This window comes from Sulfitobacter mediterraneus (assembly GCF_016801775.1).
GTDB lineage: Bacteria > Pseudomonadota > Alphaproteobacteria > Rhodobacterales > Rhodobacteraceae > Sulfitobacter > Sulfitobacter mediterraneus_A.
The window spans coordinates 321,194-342,565 of record NZ_CP069004.1 but is presented as its reverse complement, the minus strand read 5'-3'; the positions used below and the strand labels follow the sequence as shown (position 1 = coordinate 342,565).

Here is a 21,372-nt window from a genome sequence, read left to right as displayed (position 1 = left end):
GCAAGAGGCGGGATTGAACCCACCAGCCGTTTTGGCAATCGCCCAATTTCCCCAAATGTCGCGCAGGACCACTCAAGTGCCAGAACAAGACCCCCGCTCCGATTTCATCCGCCATGTCGTTTTCTTCAGCAGCAAGAAAGTGGATGACATTGACCGCATCGTTGACGGCTTGTCAAAACTGGCCGAGATCCCGTCGGTCAAACACTTTGAAGTGTCGCGCAACCGGAATGAAGATCGCTTTGGTAACGAAGTCGATGTCATTGTTTACGCAGAATTTGAAAACGAAGAGGCTTTGTCTGCCTACCGCGCCCACCAGATCTATCAGGACTGTATTGATATCGTGCGCCCCCTTCGCGATCTGCGCATCGCTGCCGACTTCTAGATGACGCAAGGCATCTCGCAGGCATCCGTCCTGTTTGATCGGGGGCCGCTCGAAACCGGCTCATTGTTTCGGGCTCCCGAACACCTTGTCGAAGCATGGCATCGCGATGAGATTGACGCGGCACTGCATGCGATGGATGCGGCCCAGCGCGGCGGCAAATGGCTTGCCGGATACGCATCATACGAGCTGGGCTATGTGCTTTGCCCTGATGTCTTTCCCAATTTCCGCAGTGCAAGCGCAGAGCCGCTGCTGCGGTTTGGGGTGTTTGACCAGGTTCGCCCCACCGACCCGCCAGCCGAAGGGAACGCCGCCCACCTTGGCCCATTCGCACCGGAATGGAGCTTTGAGACCTACAAAGAAGCCTTTGATACCGTTCATGAATTTCTAAAATCCGGCGATATTTATCAGGCCAACCTGACCTTCCCTCTTGCTGCAACCTATGACGGTTGCTTGCGGCAGCTATATGAAAGGCTCAGGCAGAAGCAGACCGTGCCCTATGGTGCATTTGTCGATCTGGGGGCGACAAAACTGCTGTGCCGTTCACCTGAATTGTTCTTTTCCCTGTCTTCGGACCGACAGCTGCGGGCGCGTCCCATGAAAGGCACGATCAAACGCAGTGCAGATGCCGCAGAAGATGCAATGTTAAAGGCCTGTTTGGCAGCATCGGAAAAGGATCAGGCGGAAAACCTGATGATCACCGACCTGCTCCGCAATGATTTTGCGCGGATCTCTGAAGTGGGCAGCGTTCAGGTTCCATCGCTTTTCGAGATCGAAAGCTATGCCACTGTGCATCAAATGATCTCTGAGGTGACGGCCACCATCAGACCGGATTGCGGCCTTGCCGAGATCTTGATGGCGATTTTCCCCTGTGGATCAATCACAGGCGCGCCGAAAATCCGGGCGATGGAGATATTGGCCGATTTGGAGATCGGCCCCCGCGAGGCCTATTGCGGCATGATCGGCTGGATCGCACCCGATGGCGCGATGGAGTTCAACGTGGCAATCCGCACTTTGATCTGTGGACCCACCGGCCAGGCGCGGCTGAATGTCGGCGGCGGGGTGGTGTATGACAGCAACGCCCAAAGTGAATATGACGAAGCCTTGCTCAAATCCGCCTTTGCGCAACTTTAGCCCCCTGCCCGATCAGCTCCTGCAGGGATGACCCTTTGGCACGATTGAGCGCGATCACCGCACGTTTCATTCGGCGGGGAATCATTGTGCAGGCAGATCCCCCCCTTGGCGGTCCTCCGCGCTGCGAACTCCGCCCGATTTTGGGCATTCCGACGCTTTGCCCCAAGATCAAGGCAAATCGGCACGCTTTCCAACGGACTTGGCAAAAATAACCTGCTCCTGCGGCAAACCCGCCCATTGCCCCCCAGCGAAAGCCGCACTAGAACAAACGGGACTGCGCACCGCGTCAGCCAACAGGCGTGGTGTATCAAAAATCTTTATCTAGGAGGCACCGCATGGCAGACGCAGCCATTCACGGCCAAGACCACCATGACGATCGCGGGTTCTTTACCCGCTGGTTCATGTCCACAAACCACAAAGACATCGGTATTTTGTACCTGATCGTGTCAGCCGTCGTCGGCTTTATCTCGGTCGCGTTCACCGTTTACATGCGGCTTGAACTGATGGATCCCGGTGTCCAGTACATGTGTATGGAAGGCGCGCGTTTCTTTGCCGATGCATCGGCAGATTGTACGCCAAACGGCCACCTGTGGAACGTTCTGATCACCGGCCACGGCATCTTGATGATGTTCTTCGTGGTTATTCCGGCGCTCTTTGGCGGCTTTGGCAACTACTTCATGCCATTGCAGATCGGCGCACCTGACATGGCGTTCCCGCGGATGAACAACCTGTCGTTCTGGCTTTATGTGGCCGGTACAACACTGGCTGTTTGCTCGGTTCTGTCACCTGGCGGCAATGGCCAGCTGGGGTCCGGCGTAGGCTGGGTTCTCTATCCGCCGCTGTCCGTCAAAGAAGGCGGCATGTCGATGGATCTGGCGATCTTTGCGGTGCACGTTTCTGGTGCCTCGTCGATCCTGGGTGCGATCAACATGATCACCACCTTCCTGAACATGCGTGCCCCGGGCATGACCCTGTTCAAGGTGCCACTGTTCAGCTGGTCGATCTTTGTCACAAGCTGGCTGATCCTGCTGTCACTGCCTGTTCTGGCGGGTGCGATCACCATGCTGTTGATGGACCGTAACTTTGGCTTTGCCTTCTTCGATCCAGCGGGCGGCGGTGATCCGGTTCTTTACCAGCACATCTTGTGGTTCTTCGGCCACCCCGAAGTGTACATCATCATTCTGCCCGGCTTTGGTATCATCAGCCACGTGATCGCCACCTTCAGCCGCAAGCCGATCTTTGGCTATCTGCCAATGGTCTGGGCGATCATCGCGATTGGTGCATTGGGCTTTGTTGTGTGGGCGCACCACATGTACACCGTGGGCATGACCCTCAACCAGCAGGCTTACTTCATGCTGGCCACGATGGTGATTGCGGTGCCGACAGGGGTTAAAGTCTTCTCTTGGATTGCCACCATGTGGGGCGGTTCGGTTGAGATGAAAACACCCATGCTTTGGGCCTTTGGCTTCTTGTTCCTGTTCACCGTTGGCGGCGTGACCGGTATCGTTCTGTCGCAGGCTGCTGTGGACCGCTATTACCACGACACATACTACGTTGTGGCGCACTTCCACTATGTGATGAGCCTTGGTGCGGTGTTCGCGATCTTTGCAGGGGTATATTTCTACTTCCCCAAGATGACGGGCCGTATGTATCCTGAATGGGCGGGCAAGCTGCACTTCTGGGCGATGTTCATTGGCGCCAATCTGACGTTCTTCCCACAGCACTTTCTGGGTCGTCAGGGCATGCCACGCCGCTACATCGACTATCCTGAGGCCTTTGCCTATTGGAACCAGTGGTCGAGCTGGGGCGCGTTCCTGAGCTTTGCCTCGTTCATCTTCTTCTTCGGGATCATGGCTTATTCCCTGCGTCGCGGCGCGATCAGCACGGCCAACAACCCATGGAACGAATATGCCGATACGCTTGAGTGGACTTTGCCAAGCCCACCACCGGAGCATACCTTCGAAATCCTGCCCAAGCAGGAAGACTGGGACAAACAACCCGGCCACTAAGGTGACGTTTAAATAACAGCAAAGGCTCCAACGGCGGTTGGGGCCTTTTTCTTTGGCGGGTTGGCGCCCACCGCTGCGGGTGCGTTTCAGGCAAATCGGGCTCTTGAGTTTTTCTTGCCAAATGAAGCAGCGGGCGGCGCGACGCAGGGTCAGGCTTTGCCACTTGGCAAAACGGGTTAGGGTTGGCGCAAAGGAGCCCGATCATGACCCTGTCCATCACGCCAATTTATGCCGCCCTTATCGTCTTGCTGTTCCTTGGCCTCAGCTGGCGGGTGATCCTGTACCGGCGGGCGAACCGGTTGTCCCTCGGCGATACCGGAGACAAGAACCTGCTCAAACGGATGCGGGCGCAAGCCAATTGCGCGGAATATGCGCCGCTGGCCCTGTTGCTGATGGTGATGAGCGAGTTGATGGGCAGCCCTGCCGTGGCGCTGCATTTGATGGGGCTGACGCTGGTGGCGGGGCGTGTGCTGCATGCGCTTGGCTTTGCCGCCACGCCGCAAAAGATCATCCTGCGGCAGTTGGGGATGCTCTTGACCCTGTTGATGATGGCGGTGACTGCCTTGGGCCTGTTGGCCCATGCGGTGATCTAGGCAGGGAACCAGCGGTTCAGGGCGCGCCACCCCATTGCCCCCAAGGCCGCCGCCCCCAAGGTGCCGACCCAGAACGGCGCGGTCAGGGCCAGATCGCGGCCAAGCGGCGCTTCGGCAATGCGGACAATTACCCCGGAAAGCAACAATCCGACGGGCATCATGCCCCAGGCCATCAAACGATACAGGCTGTTCACCCGTCCCAACATCGCATCGGGGATCGCGCGTTGCCGGTAAGACACCGAAACCGTGTTCCAGACCAGACCGGTAAAGCTGAAGAGCATCAGCACAACACCCAAGGCCACAGGACCGGGCGCGAGGGCCATGCCGGCAAAGGCCGGTGCCGACAGTGCCAGCATCCATTGCGCGGTGCGCTTGCCGCCAAAGCGGCGGATGATCGGATCGCCACACCAGCCGCCAAAGATGCCGCCCACCGCCCCTGCCGCGAGGATCAGGCCATAGGCCTGCGCCCCGATGTTCAGGTTCTCCTGTGCGTGCAGGATCAGCCCGATGGCGACCATTTCATAAAGCAGGTTCCAGAAGCCGGTGATCCATGCCAACGCCATCAGCAGCGGCTTGCTGCGCAGAAAGTGCACCGCCTGCATCAATTCGCGCCGCCAGTGGCGGTCGGGCTGGCTCTCTGGGCGGAAGCTTCCTGCCATCTGCCAGATCAGAACAACGGCCATCACATAGGCGAGCGCGTTCAGGGCAAAGGGCAAGGGCACGGCAATCGCGATCAGCGTCGCCCCCACGGCAGGGCCCAATAGCGCATTGCCGACCAGTTCGACGCTCCACAACCGGCCATTGGCCTTTTCCAAAGCCTCATGCGGGACAATCGCCGGCAGCATCGTTTGGGCGGCATTGTCGCGGAACACCTCCGCGACGCCCACCGCCATTGCGGCCAACAAAACCATACCGAACACCGCAGGATAAGATGTGCCGGTCTGCGGCGCATCCACCAGCGGTGCAACCGACCACAGCACCAGCGCAACAACCACGAAGGCCAAGCCGCGCAGGACATCCATCCACAAGATCAGTTTGCGGCGGTCGACCCTGTCGGTGATGATCCCCGCTGGAATGGCGCAAACAAACCACGGCAGCCTCAAGGCCACAGGGACAAGGGCAATCATCAAAGGATCGCGGGTCAACAGCGAAGCCAGCCAGGCCCAGGCCACTGTCGCGACACCATCTGCAAGGTTGGTCACGCCGCTGGCTGTAATGAATCGGACAAGAAGTGACTTTTGCATCGGCGCCCCTTTTTGGGCAGGCCACGATGAATACCGGGCAAGGTCAAGCGCCGATCGCCTTCGCGGCAACAACAGGGCGCGGGTGTTTCGAAAGAACCGCAGAGCCCTGCCAATTTACGCCCTGCCCCGGCAGACAGGTCAAAATTCCAATGCAGACTGGCCGCCCCAACTCGGTCAAAACAAACAAAATCCGGATCAGATAAAAAAAGTGCAGTTTGGCTGTTTTTCCCTCTTGCAGCCCCCAGCGCAGATGGGTATTCCCCCCATATCCGAAGGATGCGGGCGTAGCTCAGGGGTAGAGCATAACCTTGCCAAGGTTAGGGTCGGGCGTTCGAATCGCCTCGCCCGCTCCATTCGGATCCTGTCACCCAACAGGACATCAAAAGGCCGCCTTCGGGCGGCCTTTTTGGTTTTTACGGACGGATTAAGCGATCTTGCAAATCGGCAACAATCTGCGCGTGTGCCACATATCACCTCGAAAAACCCAAAATGTGCGGGCAATGTGGGCAACAGCGTCATAATTTCGCCGATTTCTCAGGGTTAATGGATAACAAGAACGACAATCCACTTGCCAGAAGGCGCGGGAATAAATCGGAAAGGTACGCAATGAGACTCTTGGCTGTTGATGATGATCCACTGATCCTTGATCTTTTGCCGCTTGTGTTCAAACAAGCTGACCTGCCGGATATTACCCTGGCCAGCAACGGGCCGGCCGCGCTGAACCATCTGGCCGATCCGGATGTTGAATACGATTGCCTTTTGCTGGATGTCGAGATGCCTGAAATGGATGGTATCACATTGTGCGAGCGCATCCGCGCCCTGCCCCGGTATCGCAATACGCCGATCCTGATGCTGACCTCGGTTACAGATCACAAACGCATCGAAAACGCCTTTGCCGCGGGTGCCAACGACTACATCACCAAACCTTTTGACGTCAAAGAGATGGTTACACGGGTGCGCGTTGCCCGCCGGATGACAGAAACCACGGACCTCGTCCCGCGTCTTGATCCGCTGGAGCAGATCGTCGCAGAACCGGGCCAACACCCCTTTGACCTGAGCGATCCTGTCCGGATTTCCCATCTCAACCAGTTGATCCTGCCGTTTTCGCTGGGCAATTACCTGTCGCAGCTTTCGCGCCGCCGGCTCGACGCCTGCACCATCTTTGCCACCAAGATCGAAGACATCGACGGGCTGTTTGCCCGGTGCCAGACCCATGAATTTGCCATTGCCTTGACCGAGGTTGTCGATGCCATTTCAGAGGTTGTCGATTGTCCACATATGCTGATGAGCTATCAGGGCGACGGCGTGTTTTTGTCGATCATGCAGGGCAGCGAGCCACCACAATGGCCCGAAATCGAAGATCAGGTGCATGCGGTTCTTGACCAGGGTGCGGCCCTCTTTGATGACGGCACCTCGATGGGGCTCAGCGTGTCTATCGGCAATCCGATCACCCCGAATGCCAGCCGCAACCAGCGGGTCAAAAAGACATTTGACCGTGCCATTGGCCGCGCCATGATGCGCGAAAAGAGCAAAGCCAAGATTGGCCGGGCCTCCGCTGCGGCGCGCAAGGCGATCACACCGGGCGTTCATCTGGTCTGATCCTAGTTGATCGGAAATTGCGCCAGACACCGTGCGGCGTTGCGCCTGTAGTCTTCCAGAGTGTCGGGAAAGCTGCGCCGGTCGCGGACAATCTCCAGCGCGGCTTTCTTTTGCCGCCATGTGCCGCTGACGTGCCGCTCAAGGATCAACACGGTCACGCCCAGCATGATCTCTTTTTCCTGATCCCCGATCAGATCCGCCCCGGCCAATACAACAGCGGTCAGCGCCAGCATATTGGCACAGCGCAGCGCCGCGGCCTCCTCCCCTTCGTAGGTGCGCGCGGCAGAGGCCGGATACGCAAGCAAACAAACCGCGAGAACCGCAGCCCATAGCGCCAAAGGTCGGCGCAAGATCAAAAGACCTTGAATGTCATCGTGGTGAGCGAGCGTTCAATCCCGTCGATATCCAGCAATTTGTCGTTGATATAGACGCCAACATCCTCCCCCTTGGGGATATAGAGCTTCATCAACAGATCAAAATCGCCCGACGTCGAATACAGCTCCGAATGGATTTCACGCAGGGCGATTTCTTCGGCCACACGGTAGGTCGAACCGGGACGGCAGCGGATCTGGATAAAAACACAAGTGGTCATGACAGCCTCATTCTGGTTTGGTCCAGACTCTCACATGCCCCAATGCGCCGCAATCCCTGATCGCAGGTGCCATTGCCCTTGGCCTGCCCGCCTGCGCTGGTATAAGGGCGCGAAACCGCAGGAGATCCCCATGCGCACAGCGACCCTGACCCGCACCACTGCCGAAACCGATGTCACGGTTGAGATCAATCTCGACGGCACCGGCGCATATGATAACCAGACCGGCGTTGGCTTTTTCGATCACATGCTCGATCAACTGGCGCGGCATTCGCTGATTGATATGAAAATCCGCGCCAAGGGTGATCTGCACATTGATGATCACCACACGGTTGAGGATGTGGGCATCACACTGGGTCAGGCACTGGCCAAGGCCTTGGGCGACAAACGTGGTATCCGCCGTTATGGCGCCTGTCTGCTGCCGATGGATGACGCACAGATCCGTACGGCGCTGGATCTGTCGGCGCGGCCCTTCCTGATCTGGAACGTGGATATTCCCACCTCCAAGATCGGGACTTTTGACACCGAACTGGTGCGCGAGTTCTTCCAAGCCTTCGGCACCCAGGGCGGTATTACCCTGCACGTTGATATGCTGCATGGGATCAACAGCCACCACATCGTCGAGGCGGCGTTCAAGTCCGTAGCGCGGGCGCTGCGCGAGGCGGTCGAGGTTGATCCGCGCAAATCGGGTGATATTCCGTCGACCAAAGGCGCACTCTGAGGAAAAGCTCCATGCTGACCGCGATTATTGACTACGAATCCGGCAATCTGCATTCCGCGCACAAGGCGTTTGAGCGGATGGCAGGCGAGGTTGGCGCAGGCGAGGTGATCGTCACTGCCGACGCCGATGTCGTGGCAAAGGCCGACCGGCTGGTGCTGCCCGGCGATGGCGCATTTCCGGCCTGCATGGCGGCGCTCAAGGGCTCGGGCGGGCTTTATGATGCGATGGTCGAGGCGGTTGAAGAGAAAGGCCGCCCCTTTCTTGGCATCTGCGTCGGGATGCAGCTGATGGCGACATTGGGCCGCGAATATGCTGACACGCCGGGTCTGGATTGGGTTGGCGGCGAAGTGACCAAAATCACCCCGGCGGACCCCGGTTTAAAGGTGCCGCATATGGGCTGGAACGATCTGGTGATCGATCATCCTCACGCGGTGTTTGATGGGATCATGACCGGCGATCACGCCTATTTTGTGCATTCTTATCATATGGTTGTGCAAGATGAAGCACAGCGGCTCGCACATGTCGATTACGCCGGTGATGTGACCGCGATCATCGGACGCGGTACCATGCTGGGCATGCAGTTCCACCCGGAAAAGAGCCAAGCCACTGGCCTGCGGCTGATCGCCAATTTCCTCAATTGGAAACCTTAACGCAGCCGTTTCCAAACCATATCTCGGCACCCTTCCTCACCGCAGGCCCGCACCTGCAATTTACCAGCACGTTCCTCGATCCGTGTTTCAGGATGCCAGATGCCGCGGGTGTCGATCATTTTGCCCAGAAAGCTGCCGTCGGGCTGCGGCTTCATATCCCAAAGTATCTTTTGCCCCACCATGGTGGAGGGCGTGTCATAGCCGCGCCGGTCCTTGACCCGCTCCACCCGGCCGCACATCGCGCGACCGCATGGTTTGGTGCGTACATTCAACACCACGCCGAGGCGGTCCGGCTCTGACTTCCACAGGCCCAGCGGCACCTCAACCTGCGCATTTTGCGCCAGCGCGGCTCCGCCTGACATCATGGCAAGGGCCGCAACGGCAATCAATTTGCAAAGGCTCATGTTCAGCTTCTCCCCCAACAGAAAAGGCGCAGAAAGAAATACCTCTCTGCGCCTCAACTTTCAATGTCTCGCCGAACCTAGTTCAGTCGCTGCCATGTCTGTTTTGAGCAAATCAAACCGCCGGCGACGCAACCAGACAGTTTCAAAGAATTGCCAGAGACCGCCATCTTGCCGATATAGATCTTGTCATTGGAAGGCCGCCAAACCTTGCCTTTGTATTTGCCGCCCCCCTCCGGTTTCATGTCGATCACAAGGGTCTTGCCCAGATTTTTGGATTTGTATTCGCCGCTGTCATTGAACGTGCGAGCGATTTTGCCGCAGACTGCGTTGCCGCAAGGCGCCATTTTGACATGGGCATATGCCCCGTCATCGACTTGTGTTTTCCACGTACCAATCGCAGGTTCGGCCAACGCGCCCCCTGCCAATCCAAAGGCAAACAGCGCCGCAGTGATTATCGTTTTCATGTCATTCCTCCCCGTTTTCTGAGGCCAGTTTGTGCGATCACCCCCCTTTCAGGCAAGGCTGACCTTGGGTCGCGTTGCAAATCGCCCCGCAACATGCATAACCGGACCCAACTTCAGATCATAAGGACAGGCCATGATCCTCTATCCCGCAATTGACCTCAAAGACGGCCAGGCTGTGCGCCTTGTACATGGCGATATGGACCGCTCGACCGTGTTTAACGACGATCCCGCCGCGCAGGCCCGCAGCTTTGTTGAGGCGGGCTGTGAATGGTTGCATCTGGTTGATCTCAATGGCGCTTTTGCCGGAACACCTGTGAATGCGGCGCCGGTTGAGGCGATCCTGAAGGCTTGTGACGTGCCCGCGCAATTGGGTGGCGGCATCCGCGACATGGCCACCATCGAGGGCTGGCTGGAAAAAGGGCTGGCGCGGGTGATCCTTGGCACGGTTGCCGTCGAAAACCCCGATCTGGTGCGCGAGGCTGCAAAGACCTTTCCGGGCCAGGTTGCAGTGGGCATTGATGCCCGCAATGGCCGCGTAGCCACCAAAGGCTGGGCCACAGAGACCGATGTGATGGTCACCGATCTTGCCAAATCCTTTGAGGACGCAGGCGTTGCGGCCATCATCTACACTGACATCATGCGCGATGGCGCAATGGGCGGGCCAAACATCGAGGCCACCGCCGAACTGGCCCGCGCGGTCTCGATCCCGGTGATTGCCTCGGGCGGCGTGTCTTCGCTGGACGATCTTATTGCGCTCAAACAGACCGGCGTGATCGAGGGGGCCATTTCAGGTCGCGCACTTTATGATGGCGCCATTGATCTCAAGGCTGCTCTCTCGGCCCTCGCCCCCTGACTTCATTTGGCTCAAAAACCTCTGCGGGGGGTCCGGGGGGCGCAAAGCCCCCCGGCGCTTGCCCCAAGGACAACAGCGGATTAAACCACCCTCATGCTCAAAACCCGCATCATCCCCTGCCTTGACGTTGCCGATGGCCGCGTTGTCAAAGGCGTGAACTTTGTCGGCCTGCGTGATGCGGGCGATCCGGTGGACGCCGCCATCGCCTATGACGCCGCTGGCGCGGACGAGCTGTGCTTTCTCGACATTCACGCAACCCACGAAAACCGCGGCACCATGTTTGATCTGGTGCGCCGCACAGCCGAACATTGCTATATCCCGCTGACAGTGGGGGGAGGGGTGCGAACTTCTGCCGATGTGCGGGCGCTGTTGTTGGCGGGGGCGGACAAGGTCAGTTTCAACTCCGCTGCCGTGGCCAACCCGGATGTGATCGCCGAGGCCGCCAACCAATTTGGCAGCCAATGCATCGTCTGCGCGATTGACGCCAAAACAGTCTCGCCCGGCAAATGGGAAATCTTTACCCATGGCGGCCGCAAGCCCACAGGCATAGACGCGGTGGAATTTGCCCGCACCGTGACAGCGAAGGGCGCGGGCGAGATCCTGTTGACCTCAATGGACCGGGACGGCACAAAACAGGGGTTCAACCTGCCGCTGACCCGCGCCATTTCGGACGCTGTCCATGTTCCGGTGATCGCCTCTGGCGGGGTTGGCACGCTTGATCATCTGGTGGATGGCGTGACCCAAGGCGGCGCCTCTGCGGTGCTGGCCGCCTCGATCTTTCACTTTGGCGAATATACCATCGCCGAAGCCAAGGCGCATATGGCCGCCGCTGGCATCCCGATGAGGCTGACATGACCCTGGACGATCTTTACGCTACCATTCTCGCCCGCAAGGATGCGGATCCATCCAGCAGCTGGACCGCACAGCTTTTGGCCAAAGGCCCGGAGAAATGCGCCGAGAAATTTGGCGAGGAGGCCGTGGAGGCCATCATCGAAGCGGTCAAGGGCGACCGCGATGCCCTCACCGGCGAAGCGGCAGATGTCCTCTATCACCTGCTGGTGATGTTGGCTGCCCGTGATGTGCCGCTGTCCGATGTGCTGGAGACGCTCGCCGCAAGGCAAAGCCAGTCTGGCATCGCTGAGAAAGCTTCTCGCGCGCCCTAAAGCTTGCTGGAAATCACGCCCGTGGCAAAGCCGCCCTGCCGCAGTTCTCCGAACAGCCGTTGATATTCGATTTTGGGACAACGGTTTTGTACCACATCGACGCCGCGCGCCTCGGCCTTGGCCGCAGCTTCGGCGTGCTCAACCCCGATCTGCATCCAAATGGTTTGCAGGTTGGGAAACGCCTCCAGCGCCTCATCGACAATTTCCGGCACCGCTTCGGAGCGCCGGAAAATATCCACCATATCAACGCTGCCTTCGATCTGCCGCAGATCGGTAACCACCGTTTGGCCAAACAGCGTTTCACCGGCATGGCGCGGATTGACCGGGACGACCTGATAGCCGCGCAGGCCAAGATACCGCGCCACATAATAGCTGGGGCGCACCGGATTCATGGAAACACCCACAACAGCAATGCGTTTGGTGCGGGTCAGGATGGTTTTCAGCCAGGCATCAGAATAGGTCATGTCTCACCCTACCCTCGTGCATCAAAAGAAAAAAGCGCCCCGATTGCCAAAGGGCAAGGGGGCGCGAAGGTACGGAACGAGGGACAGTAAAGCATCAGCCGGCGGTTCCAATCCGGCCTGCACATAAAAGGTAAGTTTCCTGCGCTGCTTTCAAAGGGGTAGCAGGGCGCAGATGAACAATCTGTTAAAAAACGGGCAATATCCCGCCGATCCGCGCGGTTTCAGTCAAAGATGTCTTCGACAAAATCGAACAGATCCTCGGCGAAGTCCTTGAACTTGCCACCGAAGATCTTCTTTTTCTTGGGCTTTTTTCGCCGCTTGCGCTGCGGCTGCGCCTGCCCTGCAAAATCGCGCAGGGCCGGCTGATGGCTGATCGCCGCCGGACGCGGCGCGGGTTTCACCGGCAAGGCCTTCAACTGCCGCAGGGGTGCGCCGCAGCTTGCGCAGGACAGCTCATGCCGTCCTTTGCCCAGTTTCAGTGCCGCCTTGCTGCCGCAGTGGCAGCAGGTCGCGATCTTGGTTGGCCCGGCCATTGCGCCCTCTTAGAAATGCTCCTTGGTGGCATATAGGGCGATTGCGGCGGCATTGGAGACATTGAGCGATCCAAACTGCCCTGATGCGTCAATCCGTACCAGTGCATCCACCGTTTCGCGGGTTTTTTCCCGCAAGCCCGGCCCCTCGGCCCCCAACACAAGCGCTACGGGGCGGTCGCGTTTGCCCTCCACTGCCGCCTCGATGGTTTGGGTCGCCTCACCGTCAAGGCCCAGTACCAGATAGCCCATGTTCTGTAACGCCCGGATCGCATCGGCCAGATTACGCACCCGCAAGTAAGGCTGCCGTTCCAGCGCACCAGAGGCGGTTTTGGCCAGCGCCCCGGTTTCCGGCGCGGAATGGTGCCGTGTGCCCACCACCGCAGAGGCGCCCAGCACCTCGGCAGAGCGCAGGATCGCGCCCACGTTATGCGGATCGGTCACGCGGTCCAACAACAGCACACGCGGCGCTGAATCGCCGATGCAGACATCCTCAAGCCGCCCCCAGTTGAGCGGTTTGACCTCCAAGACCGCCCCCTGATGGACCGAACCGGGGTCAATCGGCGGATGGAACTTGCGCGGATCGACGACCTGCGGCGTGATGCCCGCAGTTGCAATGGCCTCTTCCAGTTTGATCTGCGCATTTGGTGTGACCATCAACGTCAATTTCTCCCGCGCGGGGTTCACCAACGCATCACGCACCGCATGCAAACCAAAGAGCCAAAGCGTCGTATTTGCCTCGGCTTTTTTGTCCTGCTCTTTCTGCACGACCCACTTTGGTTTTTTCATTGTGCCATCCTCAAAAAATTGTCGCGCCCTTTGGTCGGTTTTCGCCTTGACGCCTGTCAGGGTCGCTTGTAATCACGCCTCCACGTTCGGTGCAATGCACAGAAGGTAAGTGGGCGACAGGCCGCAAGGTGTGGCAGGGGACTGTAACTCCCTCGCGGAGACGCACGCCTGGTTCGATTCCAGGGTCGCCCACCATCAAACCATTTTTCAGCGAAAAAATTGTTTGAGTGCGCAAAGTCATTTTGCACACCAAAATTACAGCGCACAGCCTCTCAAATCAAACGCCAAGAACACCCCGATTGATCCCCCGGATCAATCCTGCGCGTTTCTTCGTGGCAGGGGCCACCTGCGGTTCCCTCGCGGAGACGCACGCCTGGTTCGATTCCAGGGTCGCCCACCATCAAACCATTTTTCAGCGAAAAAATTGTTTGAGTGCGCAAAGTCATTTTGCACACCAAAATTACAGCGCACAGCCTCTCAAATCAAACGCCAAGAACACCCCGATTGATCCCCCGGATCAATCCTGCGCGTTTCTTCGTGGCAGGGGCCACCTGCGGTTCCCTCGCGGAGACGCACGCCTGGTTCGATTCCAGGGTCGCCCACCATCAAACCATTTTTCAGCGAAAAAATTGTTTGAGTGCGCAAAGTCATTTTGCACACCAAAATTACAGCGCACAGCCTCTCAAATCAAACGCCAAGAACACCCCGATTGATCCCCCGGATCAATCCTGCGCGTTTCTTCGTGGCAGGGGCCACCTGCGGTTCCCTCGCGGAGACGCACGCCTGGTTCGATTCCAGGGTCGCCCACCATCAAACCATTTTTCAGCGAAAAAATTGTTTGAGTGCGCAAAGTCATTTTGCGCAGCAAAGTGACAGCGCACACCCTCTCAAATCAAACGCCAGGAACACCCCGATTGATCCCCCCGGATCAAAGCCGTTTGAATTTCGTCAAATCGAGCGGAGTCCATGTGGTGACCGACAACCGTCCCTCTTTGTAGGCAAAGGCCAAACTGAAGGAATTGCGCACAACACGTATGTCAATTGCGCCGATGGGCCACATGTTGCCTTCAAACAGAACTCGGGCCGATCTTTCGGCTGTGACATCCATGATATGAAACCGGGCCTTTTTGGGAAAAGACTGGCGAAAGGTCTTCTTGATGTCTTTCTTGGAACGCCACAATGCACTGCCGATGGCAAAATGCTCGTCAAACGGGCCGATAATGTACCAATCGAGCACATTGTCGCCGCCCATCAGGTTCAGATTTGCGAAGATGGTGTCCATCTCCTCCTGCGTCGTACCCGGGCTGACATGAACGCAAAGCATCCTGCTGCCAAAAAGACCAACGATGCCAAAGCATTGCGCGATACCGGGGAACCTGACGCTTTCTTCCGCGATCCCCATCACATATTCGGTAAGATCCTGGTCGGCGGCTGGGTTCTTGACCCTAATTCTCATGTTTTTTCCAATGGTTCAGGCCGTTCGCAGGCGGTTATGCTGGGGGGCATGGTGGTTTGGTCTTGCAAACCAATCAAGCGATTTAGTGATTTTCGGCGTTTTGCCCGTCACGGAACGTCTATCCGCCTCAACAATACAGCCGGATATGCGCCCGCGTCATCGCGTTCACCAGCAGCGCCAGTTCGGAGTTCATCCGTTCCGGCAAAAACCCAATAGCGCCGCGCCACCCCGTGCCGCCTGCCCTTTGCTCTTTCACCGCAGATTCGTAATTTGCCATCAATTGCGGCAATTGGACTTGCGCGGTGGCATAGTATTTTGACAACCATTCGAGCCGCCGCGCATAGGCCGCCGTGAACCCGGTCACATGGGTCTGGGCATGGCTATATTTTGCGTCCAGGTCAGACAGGCTCTCGTTCAACTCCCGCGTGACCGCCTTGGCCGACGCCAGACTGGTGATCGATTTGCGTATGCTGGTCAGATCGGTCTCGCCCGTTTCAGCGCCAACCGCAACGCGCAGCATCATGATCTGTTTGGTGGTCAGGGCCGATCCGCCGATCTTGGTGTTATAGGCCTCCTGCTTGGCCGAGACTTCGGCCAGTTTGTTGGCCTCCTGGAATTGTTCGATCGCATCAACAATGGCCACCAGCGCCTCAATGATATTGCCAATGATGCCAAGCGTTTCCATCCCGCCAACGAACTGATCGGCAGAGGCTTTCATCGCCGCCTTGGACGCGCCGGCCTTGAACATGCTGCTCTGCTCGATCTCTCGGCAGGCCAGCAACAGGGATTTGGTTGCCTTCATCATTTTGACCATGACATCGGCGGCAGATTTCATCGAGGCGTCCGGTTTTCTGTCTGACAGACCGGCAAGCGCAAAAACCGTGTCAACGATATCGGCAAAATCCCGCGTCGCACTTGATAATTTCAAAAGCGCCTGCCCGCCTTTCTCGCCAGCCTCTTTGCCCTTGCCCGCTGCCATCGCCCGAACCGCCTCTTGGCTGTCCTTGCCAATGTCCAATGCGGTCTTCAGCCCTTCGGCCTTTGCAAATATCTTGGACCCCTTGGTCAGCGCCTCAAACTTTCGTAGCACCTTGGCCCCGGCGATAAAGCACTCCGCCAGCTTGCCTGCCGCAACCAGCGCATAGGCCGTTCCGGTGGCCCGGCGGATCGTGACCCCCTCGCGCTGCAATGCCAGTTGTTCGTTCCCTGCCCGGACAAGCTGGTGATAACCGGTGTACATCCGGACCGCACTGGCCCGCGCCTCGGACAGTTCAGCCAGCCGTTTTGGCGCCCAGTCTTCCATCTTTTTGCCCTGTGCGTATCGTTGTTCCAGCCGTGTCAGATCTCGCAGGCTGTATTCGATTTCCTTGCGGGTCTGTTGAGCGGCTGTGAGGATTTGATCGGCAGTACTGGCAACTTGTTTTTCATTGGCTGTGGCCGGCATGGCGGTGTCCTTCCATTGGTCTGTATGAGATCAGAATTCAGCAGGCGGCATTGCCCTTCGCCGCATGCGCCATGCGTCAAAGGGGGATCCAATGGTGCCTGCGCCAATGGGTCGGTTGGGTAACTTTAGTGGAAAACGGGCTTCAGGTCCAACGCCGCGACGCTCAGGGCCGGGCTTGCGCACCGCCGAAGCGGGCGCAAATGCATCCAGGGCCGCCCCATCAGGGGATCAGAACATCGCCGCGCTGGAAGGTTGCGACATCCATGCTCAGATCATCATAGACAACTTGGATCGTGATAGAATGCACCGCGCCTTGCTTTAGCTTGAGATAGGGGAAACCGTCATCTTCCAAAATCGCGTTGGGCGTTGAAAACTGCGTGTGACAGGGCGGCAGCGGCCAATTCTGCATCGGCTCGTTATTGACGGAGATCGCCATCGCCGCCAGCCCGCACCGCCAGCTCCAAAGGTGCGTGACATACAGCAGATCATTGCCATCATAGTCGCGCACCGCCACCCAATTGCCCTTCGTCGCATTCAGGATCGGCTTGACCTCGGCTGCGGTGGTGAACTTGCCGGTCGGGGTCTGTGGTTCAGCAACCAGCCCGGCAGGCACAACGGCCATGTTGAACCCCGCCCCGACTGCGGGCGCCTGCACCTGCGGCACTGCGGGCACAGCAGGCACGCTGGCGGTTGCCGTTGCGCCGCCAATTTGAACGCCCTCGCCCATCACAACGGATTGCTCTGAAATCACCACGCTGGGCGCGGCGCTCTGGCTCTCGGCCAAGGCGCTCTCGTCCGCGCCGGATCCGTCCGCCGCGTTCAACCCTGCCGCCATCATCGCGAAAAAGAAATCGATCATATTCTATCTCCCCCTGGCCGCGGCTCAATTGCCGTCTTTTGCCATGCAACATCTGCCCCTATAGTGGTCACAAAAGACCAAAGGGCAGAACAAGTATGGCACGCAAAACGGCCAAGCCGCAAACCTTCAACGTTGTTGTTGTCGGCCAACAGGGCAGATTGTCTTATGAAGCACTGATTTTTGCTGCCTCCCTGCGCCAGTGCAGCCCCGATTTTTCCGGCCGCCTGCTGATCGCGGAACCCCAAGCGGGGTCCCTGTGGGAGGGAAACCCCGCAATCCAGAACGTCGCCCTGCGGGAGGCGCTTGAGGACCTGGGTGCCGAGATCATCCCGTTCAGTAATGCGGTTTTTGGCGAAAACTATCCCTATGGCAACAAGATCGAAATGCTGCAGGCCCTGCCCAAGGGGGAGCCATTTGTGTTCTTTGACACCGACACGCTCATCACGGGCGATCTGTCCCGCGTGCCGTTCGATTTTGACAAGCCCAGTGCCTCTTTGCGCCGCGAAGGCACTTGGCCCCAGCCCCAGCTTTACGGTCCGGGCTATGCTGGCCTGTGGAAGTCTCTCTATGACAAATTTGGCTTGGATTTCGACAGCAGTCTCGATCTCAGCCAACCGGACGAATACTGGAAACGCTACCTCTACTTCAACGCAGGTTTTTTCTTTTACCGCTGCCCGCATGAGTTTGGTGCGTTGTTCCTCGAATACGCCCGCGCCATCCGCGACACGCCCCCCGTGGAGCTTTGCGCCCAAAGCCTTGATCCATGGCTCGACCAGATCGCGCTGCCATTGGTGATCCACGCGCTCGGCGGCGGGCGCGATACGCTGCCAGAGGGCCTTCTGGATGGCGAGGTGTCCTGCCACTACCGGGTTCTACCGCTGCTATACGCCCGTGAAAACGACCGCGTGGTCGAGGTGCTCGAACAGGTGACCGCACCCAACAAGATTAAAAAAGTGCTCAAGGGCTATGACGCTATCAAACGCATGATCTATCAGGGCCGCGGCCAGAAAGTCCGCGCCCTCTTTGATCGCGACAACCTGCCCCGCAAGGAACAGGCGATCCGCAACAAGATCAAATCCAACGGCTTCTGGATGCGCTGACCGCTGTCCCTTTTTGGCAATAAATACTCCACGGGGGTCTGGGGGTGTGAAACCCCCAGCGGCTGGCCGCAAATACCATCCAAAACATATGTTCGCGAACGCGCGCCCAGACAGAACGCAGGTTCTTTCGCGCATCGCCACGCCGCATAGGTTCCCTGAAAAACACCCTTCTCTTGTGCGCCCATAGCCATTGCCGTAACCATATTCCCAAACAGAGGAGAGACACCCATGACAGATGCCACATACGGCTTTGACACCCTGCAAATCCACGCCGGCGCAAGGCCCGATCCGGCCACCGGCGCACGGCAAACGCCGATCTACCAGACCACCGCCTATGTGTTTCGCGATGCCGATCACGCGGCGGCGCTGTTCAACCTGCAGGAGGTGGGCTACATCTACTCGCGCCTGACCAACCCGACGGTTGCGGTATTGCAGGAACGCATTGCCACCCTCGAAGGCGGGGTTGGCGCGGTTTGCTGTTCTTCGGGCCACGCGGCGCAGATCATGGCGCTGTTTCCGTTGATGGGTCCGGGCAAGAACATCGTCGCCTCAACCCGGCTTTATGGCGGCACGGTCACCCAGTTCAGCCACACGATCAAACGCTTTGGCTGGTCCTGCAAATTTGTTGATTTTGATGATCTGGACGCGGTGCGCGACGCCATCGACGATGACACCCGCGCAGTCTTTGGCGAGGCGATCGCCAACCCGGGCGGCTATATCATGGATGTGCGGGCCGTGGCCGATGTGGCCGATGCCGCTGGCATTCCGCTGATCATCGACAACACCTCGGCAACGCCGTTCCTGTGCCGCCCGATTGATCTGGGCGCGACATTGGTTGTGCATTCCACCACCAAATACCTCACCGGCAACGGCACCGTCACGGGCGGCTGCGTTGTGGATTCGGGCAAGTTTGACTGGTCCGCCAATGACAAGTTCCCCTCGCTCAGCCAGCCGGAACCGGCCTATCATGGCCTCAAATTCCACGAGACCTTTGGCAATCTTGCCTTCACCTTCCACGGCATTGCCATCGGCCTGCGCGATCTGGGCATGACGATGAACCCGCAGGCGGCGCATTACACGCTGATGGGCACAGAGACCCTGTCCCTGCGGATGGAACGCCATGTGGAAAACGCTGTGAAGGTTGCCAAATGGCTCGAAGCGGACGACCGCATTGATGCTGTGACCTACGCCGGTCTGGAGTCCTCGCCCTATTATGATCGTGTCGCCAAGGTTTGCCCCAAGGGCGCCGGTGCCCTGTTCACCATTGCGGTCAAGGGCGGCTATGACGCCTGCGTCAAGCTGGTGAATTCGCTTGAGATCTTCAGCCATGTGGCCAACCTCGGCGATACCCGTTCGCTGGTCATCCACTCGGCATCCACCACCCACCGCCAGCTGTCCCCGGAACAGCAAGAGGCGGCCGGCGCAGGTGCCAATGTGGTACGGATTTCAATCGGTACGGAAAATGCCGATGATCTGATTGCCGATCTCGATCAGGCGCTGGCCCAAGCGACAGGCTGATCGCCTGCCTCATGCGTGTTTTGGCCCCGTCTGCAAAGGCGGGGCCTTTCTTATGTGAAGGATTGTCAGCTCCGAGCCCATATCGTTAGAGGTTACCTGTTCCACATAGCCAAACTATGATCCAATCGTATTTACGGACTGGACGTGATTTCGCATGGGCATCTTCGTAATACCCATCAGTCACTCGATAACCTTCTTTCAAATGATCGACATACAGTACTCGTGAGGTAGATGGACCCAGGAAGCCTCTTACCTGTGCCATACGAATTCGACTTTCCGGCTTTTTTATATCTCTACGATAACTGGTAATCCCGTCTTGGCTTGAAAGTTTCGCAGATGCCTCAAAACACACAACAAATTCTTCGTAGCTGCCCTTAAATTGTAGTGCCTTCGGAAATGGAACAACTGATAGAACTGTAGTTTGAAGCGCGCACAGAAATATGAATGCGGATGCAATGAAGATACCAATCCACTTTGAAATTCTTTCTGCGGATTGTTGCCGTTTTTGCCAAGCTTCCATGTTTTAGCTCTTCCAGAGTACTAGATCACAATCCAATGAACTGCACCTCAAGGTGTTAATCACATACGGCCATACCAAATGGCTTTCAGTTCGCACCTCAGATATTAAGCATAGACCACAGGCAGCCGCGCCACCGTCCAGCACGCAATTTTTAAGGCTGGCGGATTTCAAACACCAGCGTCACCCGCGCCTCTACGCCCACTTCTCCGCTTGCGATGGCGCTGTCCATACTGGCGCGTCCAGCCGACATTTCCATCATCCGCGGTCCGGCATGGCTGCCGACCTCGCTGAGCCGCACCAATGGGCCAAGCTCAATACCGGCCGCCTGTGCCAGTTCTTCGGCCTTGGCCCGCGCATCCGCCACGGCAAGTTGCCTGGCCAAGGATTGCGCAGCGCTGGGATCTTGAAGATCGAATCGCAAGCCATTGAATTCATTCGCTCCGATCTCAATCACCGCATCAAGGGTCGATCCCAGAATCGACAAATCCCTTACCCGCACCGTCACAGTGTTTCCGGCCTCATAACCCACAAGATCAGGCGGAGATCCATCGTTGATACCGCGGGAGTTATAGACCGGTCGCAGGTAAAACCCGCTGGTCTGTTGATCGATGCCTGCGACGCCCAAATTGGTCAATGCGCCCAGAATGCCCGCGACGTCTGCAGTCACCCGCGCCATCGCCTCTTGCGCCGTGTCTCCTCTGTGGCGCACGCCCAGGGTGATGGCCGCCATATCCGGCGCCAGGGCCACCCGCCCCTCACCCGTTACGATGATCCCGGTCTCGGTGGCGGATTGCCCCCATGCGGCAGGCACTGCCAACAGCCAGATCGCAGCCGCCCAATTGATCCATCTCATACCATTTAACCTTTCATGCGCTATAATTGGTCTCACA

General features: G+C 58.1%; 25 protein-coding genes and 2 tRNA genes. 14 read left to right on the top strand and 13 right to left on the bottom strand.

Annotation, left to right across the window (positions count from 1 at the left end):
• Nucleotides 1-76: 76 nt before the first annotated feature.
• The 4 genes from JNX03_RS01625 (at nucleotide 77) to JNX03_RS01610 (ending at nucleotide 4,115) form a co-directional block, all read left to right on the top strand.
• Entirely contained in the window at nucleotides 77-382 is a 306-nt protein-coding gene (locus JNX03_RS01625) for a Dabb family protein (RefSeq protein WP_231024117.1), read from the top strand.
• On the top strand, nucleotides 383-1,513 hold the full coding sequence (locus JNX03_RS01620; protein ID WP_203210736.1) for an aminodeoxychorismate synthase component I: 1,131 nt from the start codon (nucleotides 383-385) through the stop codon (nucleotides 1,511-1,513).
• A gap of 335 nt (nucleotides 1,514-1,848) precedes the next feature.
• The gene (ctaD, locus tag JNX03_RS01615; protein ID WP_203210735.1) at nucleotides 1,849-3,522 is read left to right on the top strand and encodes a cytochrome c oxidase subunit I; all 1,674 of its coding nucleotides are present in this window, start codon (nucleotides 1,849-1,851) and stop codon (nucleotides 3,520-3,522) included.
• A 203-nt stretch (nucleotides 3,523-3,725) separates the two neighbouring features.
• Nucleotides 3,726-4,115, top strand: coding sequence for an MAPEG family protein (locus JNX03_RS01610; protein WP_203210734.1), 390 nt, complete (start codon nucleotides 3,726-3,728; stop codon nucleotides 4,113-4,115).
• Here the strand turns inward: JNX03_RS01610 and JNX03_RS01605 are convergent.
• Nucleotides 4,112-5,359 (bottom strand): MFS transporter, encoded by a 1,248-nt coding sequence (locus JNX03_RS01605; RefSeq protein WP_203210733.1) that lies wholly within the window; start codon nucleotides 5,357-5,359, stop codon nucleotides 4,112-4,114. The two genes, JNX03_RS01610 and JNX03_RS01605, sit on opposite strands and share 4 nt — an antisense overlap.
• Before the next feature lie 278 nt (nucleotides 5,360-5,637).
• On the opposite strand from JNX03_RS01605, the gene JNX03_RS01600 reads away from it, so the two are divergent.
• Together JNX03_RS01600 and JNX03_RS01595 are read left to right on the top strand one after the other, a co-directional pair.
• Nucleotides 5,638-5,712, top strand: a tRNA-Gly gene (locus tag JNX03_RS01600).
• Nucleotides 5,713-5,965: 253 nt separating this feature from the next.
• Entirely contained in the window at nucleotides 5,966-6,958 is a 993-nt protein-coding gene (locus JNX03_RS01595) for a response regulator (RefSeq protein WP_203210732.1), read from the top strand.
• 2 nt (nucleotides 6,959-6,960) lie between these two features.
• On the opposite strand, the gene JNX03_RS01590 is transcribed toward JNX03_RS01595, so the two are convergent.
• The gene (locus tag JNX03_RS01590; RefSeq protein WP_203210731.1) at nucleotides 6,961-7,308 is read right to left on the bottom strand and encodes a hypothetical protein; all 348 of its coding nucleotides are present in this window, start codon (nucleotides 7,306-7,308) and stop codon (nucleotides 6,961-6,963) included.
• A 2-nt stretch (nucleotides 7,309-7,310) separates the two neighbouring features.
• Complete coding sequence (locus tag JNX03_RS01585; RefSeq protein WP_203210730.1) at nucleotides 7,311-7,550, bottom strand: Lrp/AsnC ligand binding domain-containing protein; 240 nt, start codon at nucleotides 7,548-7,550, stop codon at nucleotides 7,311-7,313.
• Nucleotides 7,551-7,680: 130 nt separating this feature from the next.
• Here JNX03_RS01585 and hisB point away from each other — a divergent pair, with 130 nt between their 5' ends.
• Together hisB and hisH are read left to right on the top strand one after the other, a co-directional pair.
• The gene (gene hisB, locus JNX03_RS01580) at nucleotides 7,681-8,268 is read left to right on the top strand and encodes an imidazoleglycerol-phosphate dehydratase HisB (RefSeq protein WP_203210729.1); all 588 of its coding nucleotides are present in this window, start codon (nucleotides 7,681-7,683) and stop codon (nucleotides 8,266-8,268) included.
• Between the two features lie 11 nt (nucleotides 8,269-8,279).
• The gene (gene hisH, locus JNX03_RS01575; protein WP_203210728.1) at nucleotides 8,280-8,918 is read left to right on the top strand and encodes an imidazole glycerol phosphate synthase subunit HisH; all 639 of its coding nucleotides are present in this window, start codon (nucleotides 8,280-8,282) and stop codon (nucleotides 8,916-8,918) included.
• Here hisH and JNX03_RS01570 read toward each other — a convergent pair.
• Nucleotides 8,915-9,322, bottom strand: coding sequence for a DUF2147 domain-containing protein (locus JNX03_RS01570; protein ID WP_203210727.1), 408 nt, complete (start codon nucleotides 9,320-9,322; stop codon nucleotides 8,915-8,917). The two genes, hisH and JNX03_RS01570, sit on opposite strands and share 4 nt — an antisense overlap.
• A 77-nt stretch (nucleotides 9,323-9,399) precedes the next feature.
• Nucleotides 9,400-9,786 (bottom strand): DUF2147 domain-containing protein, encoded by a 387-nt coding sequence (locus JNX03_RS01565; protein ID WP_203210726.1) that lies wholly within the window; start codon nucleotides 9,784-9,786, stop codon nucleotides 9,400-9,402.
• A gap of 133 nt (nucleotides 9,787-9,919) precedes the next feature.
• Between JNX03_RS01565 and hisA the strand changes: the two genes are divergently transcribed.
• The 3 genes from hisA (at nucleotide 9,920) to JNX03_RS01550 (ending at nucleotide 11,802) form a co-directional block, all read left to right on the top strand.
• Nucleotides 9,920-10,639 carry a 1-(5-phosphoribosyl)-5-[(5-phosphoribosylamino)methylideneamino]imidazole-4-carboxamide isomerase gene (gene hisA / locus JNX03_RS01560; protein WP_203210725.1) on the top strand — a complete coding sequence of 240 codons (720 nt, stop codon included), beginning with the start codon at nucleotides 9,920-9,922 and terminating at the stop codon, nucleotides 10,637-10,639.
• 93 nt (nucleotides 10,640-10,732) lie between these two features.
• A complete protein-coding gene (hisF, locus tag JNX03_RS01555) occupies nucleotides 10,733-11,494 on the top strand; it encodes an imidazole glycerol phosphate synthase subunit HisF (RefSeq protein ID WP_203210724.1) in 762 nt (253 codons plus the stop codon).
• Entirely contained in the window at nucleotides 11,491-11,802 is a 312-nt protein-coding gene (locus JNX03_RS01550) for a phosphoribosyl-ATP diphosphatase (protein ID WP_203210723.1), read from the top strand. The genes hisF and JNX03_RS01550 overlap by 4 nt, the downstream gene beginning before the upstream one ends.
• Here JNX03_RS01550 and JNX03_RS01545 read toward each other — a convergent pair.
• The 3 genes from JNX03_RS01545 to rlmB all read right to left on the bottom strand — a co-directional run bounded on the left by JNX03_RS01545 (nucleotide 11,799) and on the right by rlmB (nucleotide 13,585).
• Nucleotides 11,799-12,266: a CoA-binding protein gene (locus JNX03_RS01545; protein WP_203210722.1), complete on the bottom strand. Its 468-nt coding sequence runs from the start codon at nucleotides 12,264-12,266 to the stop codon at nucleotides 11,799-11,801. The two genes, JNX03_RS01550 and JNX03_RS01545, sit on opposite strands and share 4 nt — an antisense overlap.
• A 221-nt stretch (nucleotides 12,267-12,487) precedes the next feature.
• Entirely contained in the window at nucleotides 12,488-12,799 is a 312-nt protein-coding gene (locus JNX03_RS01540; RefSeq protein WP_203210721.1) for a hypothetical protein, read from the bottom strand.
• A 9-nt stretch (nucleotides 12,800-12,808) separates the two neighbouring features.
• Complete coding sequence (rlmB, locus tag JNX03_RS01535) at nucleotides 12,809-13,585, bottom strand: 23S rRNA (guanosine(2251)-2'-O)-methyltransferase RlmB (protein ID WP_203210720.1); 777 nt, start codon at nucleotides 13,583-13,585, stop codon at nucleotides 12,809-12,811.
• Between the two features lie 111 nt (nucleotides 13,586-13,696).
• On the opposite strand from rlmB, the gene JNX03_RS01530 reads away from it, so the two are divergent.
• Nucleotides 13,697-13,780 (top strand) — tRNA-Tyr (locus tag JNX03_RS01530).
• A 733-nt stretch (nucleotides 13,781-14,513) separates the two neighbouring features.
• On the opposite strand, the gene JNX03_RS01525 is transcribed toward JNX03_RS01530, so the two are convergent.
• From JNX03_RS01525 to JNX03_RS20595, 3 genes are all read right to left on the bottom strand, one after another.
• Nucleotides 14,514-15,041 carry a hypothetical protein gene (locus tag JNX03_RS01525; RefSeq protein WP_203210719.1) on the bottom strand — a complete coding sequence of 176 codons (528 nt, stop codon included), beginning with the start codon at nucleotides 15,039-15,041 and terminating at the stop codon, nucleotides 14,514-14,516.
• Between the two features lie 127 nt (nucleotides 15,042-15,168).
• The gene (locus JNX03_RS01520) at nucleotides 15,169-16,485 is read right to left on the bottom strand and encodes a hypothetical protein (RefSeq protein ID WP_203210718.1); all 1,317 of its coding nucleotides are present in this window, start codon (nucleotides 16,483-16,485) and stop codon (nucleotides 15,169-15,171) included.
• A 220-nt stretch (nucleotides 16,486-16,705) separates the two neighbouring features.
• On the bottom strand, nucleotides 16,706-17,344 hold the full coding sequence (locus JNX03_RS20595) for a hypothetical protein (protein ID WP_231024116.1): 639 nt from the start codon (nucleotides 17,342-17,344) through the stop codon (nucleotides 16,706-16,708).
• Between the two features lie 95 nt (nucleotides 17,345-17,439).
• On the opposite strand from JNX03_RS20595, the gene JNX03_RS01510 reads away from it, so the two are divergent.
• Nucleotides 17,440-18,444, top strand: coding sequence for a hypothetical protein (locus tag JNX03_RS01510; protein WP_203210717.1), 1,005 nt, complete (start codon nucleotides 17,440-17,442; stop codon nucleotides 18,442-18,444).
• A gap of 228 nt (nucleotides 18,445-18,672) precedes the next feature.
• Nucleotides 18,673-19,962 (top strand): O-acetylhomoserine aminocarboxypropyltransferase/cysteine synthase family protein, encoded by a 1,290-nt coding sequence (locus JNX03_RS01505; RefSeq protein WP_203210716.1) that lies wholly within the window; start codon nucleotides 18,673-18,675, stop codon nucleotides 19,960-19,962.
• Between the two features lie 85 nt (nucleotides 19,963-20,047).
• Here JNX03_RS01505 and JNX03_RS01500 read toward each other — a convergent pair whose 3' ends face one another.
• Together JNX03_RS01500 and JNX03_RS01495 are read right to left on the bottom strand one after the other, a co-directional pair.
• A complete protein-coding gene (locus JNX03_RS01500) occupies nucleotides 20,048-20,482 on the bottom strand; it encodes a hypothetical protein (RefSeq protein ID WP_203210715.1) in 435 nt (144 codons plus the stop codon).
• Nucleotides 20,483-20,633: 151 nt separating this feature from the next.
• Nucleotides 20,634-21,335: an SIMPL domain-containing protein gene (locus JNX03_RS01495; protein WP_203210714.1), complete on the bottom strand. Its 702-nt coding sequence runs from the start codon at nucleotides 21,333-21,335 to the stop codon at nucleotides 20,634-20,636.
• Between the last annotated feature and the right edge of the window lie 37 nt (nucleotides 21,336-21,372).

Bases quoted from the DNA above. Each gene is read 5' to 3' on its own strand.
- JNX03_RS01620 (WP_203210736.1), top strand. From the start codon at position 383: ATGACGCAAGGCATCTCGCAGGCATCCGTCCTGTTTGATCGGGGGCCG.
- ctaD (WP_203210735.1), top strand. From the start codon at position 1,849: ATGGCAGACGCAGCCATTCACGGCCAAGACCACCATGACGATCGCGGG.
- JNX03_RS01610 (WP_203210734.1), top strand. From the start codon at position 3,726: ATGACCCTGTCCATCACGCCAATTTATGCCGCCCTTATCGTCTTGCTG.
- JNX03_RS01605 (WP_203210733.1), bottom strand. From the start codon at position 5,359: ATGCAAAAGTCACTTCTTGTCCGATTCATTACAGCCAGCGGCGTGACC.
- JNX03_RS01595 (WP_203210732.1), top strand. From the start codon at position 5,966: ATGAGACTCTTGGCTGTTGATGATGATCCACTGATCCTTGATCTTTTG.
- JNX03_RS01585 (WP_203210730.1), bottom strand. From the start codon at position 7,550: ATGACCACTTGTGTTTTTATCCAGATCCGCTGCCGTCCCGGTTCGACC.
- hisB (WP_203210729.1), top strand. From the start codon at position 7,681: ATGCGCACAGCGACCCTGACCCGCACCACTGCCGAAACCGATGTCACG.
- hisH (WP_203210728.1), top strand. From the start codon at position 8,280: ATGCTGACCGCGATTATTGACTACGAATCCGGCAATCTGCATTCCGCG.
- JNX03_RS01570 (WP_203210727.1), bottom strand. From the start codon at position 9,322: ATGAGCCTTTGCAAATTGATTGCCGTTGCGGCCCTTGCCATGATGTCA.
- JNX03_RS01565 (WP_203210726.1), bottom strand. From the start codon at position 9,786: ATGAAAACGATAATCACTGCGGCGCTGTTTGCCTTTGGATTGGCAGGG.
- hisA (WP_203210725.1), top strand. From the start codon at position 9,920: ATGATCCTCTATCCCGCAATTGACCTCAAAGACGGCCAGGCTGTGCGC.
- hisF (WP_203210724.1), top strand. From the start codon at position 10,733: ATGCTCAAAACCCGCATCATCCCCTGCCTTGACGTTGCCGATGGCCGC.
- JNX03_RS01550 (WP_203210723.1), top strand. From the start codon at position 11,491: ATGACCCTGGACGATCTTTACGCTACCATTCTCGCCCGCAAGGATGCG.
- JNX03_RS01545 (WP_203210722.1), bottom strand. From the start codon at position 12,266: ATGACCTATTCTGATGCCTGGCTGAAAACCATCCTGACCCGCACCAAA.
- JNX03_RS01540 (WP_203210721.1), bottom strand. From the start codon at position 12,799: ATGGCCGGGCCAACCAAGATCGCGACCTGCTGCCACTGCGGCAGCAAG.
- rlmB (WP_203210720.1), bottom strand. From the start codon at position 13,585: ATGAAAAAACCAAAGTGGGTCGTGCAGAAAGAGCAGGACAAAAAAGCC.
- JNX03_RS01525 (WP_203210719.1), bottom strand. From the start codon at position 15,041: ATGAGAATTAGGGTCAAGAACCCAGCCGCCGACCAGGATCTTACCGAA.
- JNX03_RS01520 (WP_203210718.1), bottom strand. From the start codon at position 16,485: ATGCCGGCCACAGCCAATGAAAAACAAGTTGCCAGTACTGCCGATCAA.
- JNX03_RS20595 (WP_231024116.1), bottom strand. From the start codon at position 17,344: ATGATCGATTTCTTTTTCGCGATGATGGCGGCAGGGTTGAACGCGGCG.
- JNX03_RS01510 (WP_203210717.1), top strand. From the start codon at position 17,440: ATGGCACGCAAAACGGCCAAGCCGCAAACCTTCAACGTTGTTGTTGTC.
- JNX03_RS01505 (WP_203210716.1), top strand. From the start codon at position 18,673: ATGACAGATGCCACATACGGCTTTGACACCCTGCAAATCCACGCCGGC.
- JNX03_RS01500 (WP_203210715.1), bottom strand. From the start codon at position 20,482: ATGGAAGCTTGGCAAAAACGGCAACAATCCGCAGAAAGAATTTCAAAG.
- JNX03_RS01495 (WP_203210714.1), bottom strand. From the start codon at position 21,335: ATGAGATGGATCAATTGGGCGGCTGCGATCTGGCTGTTGGCAGTGCCT.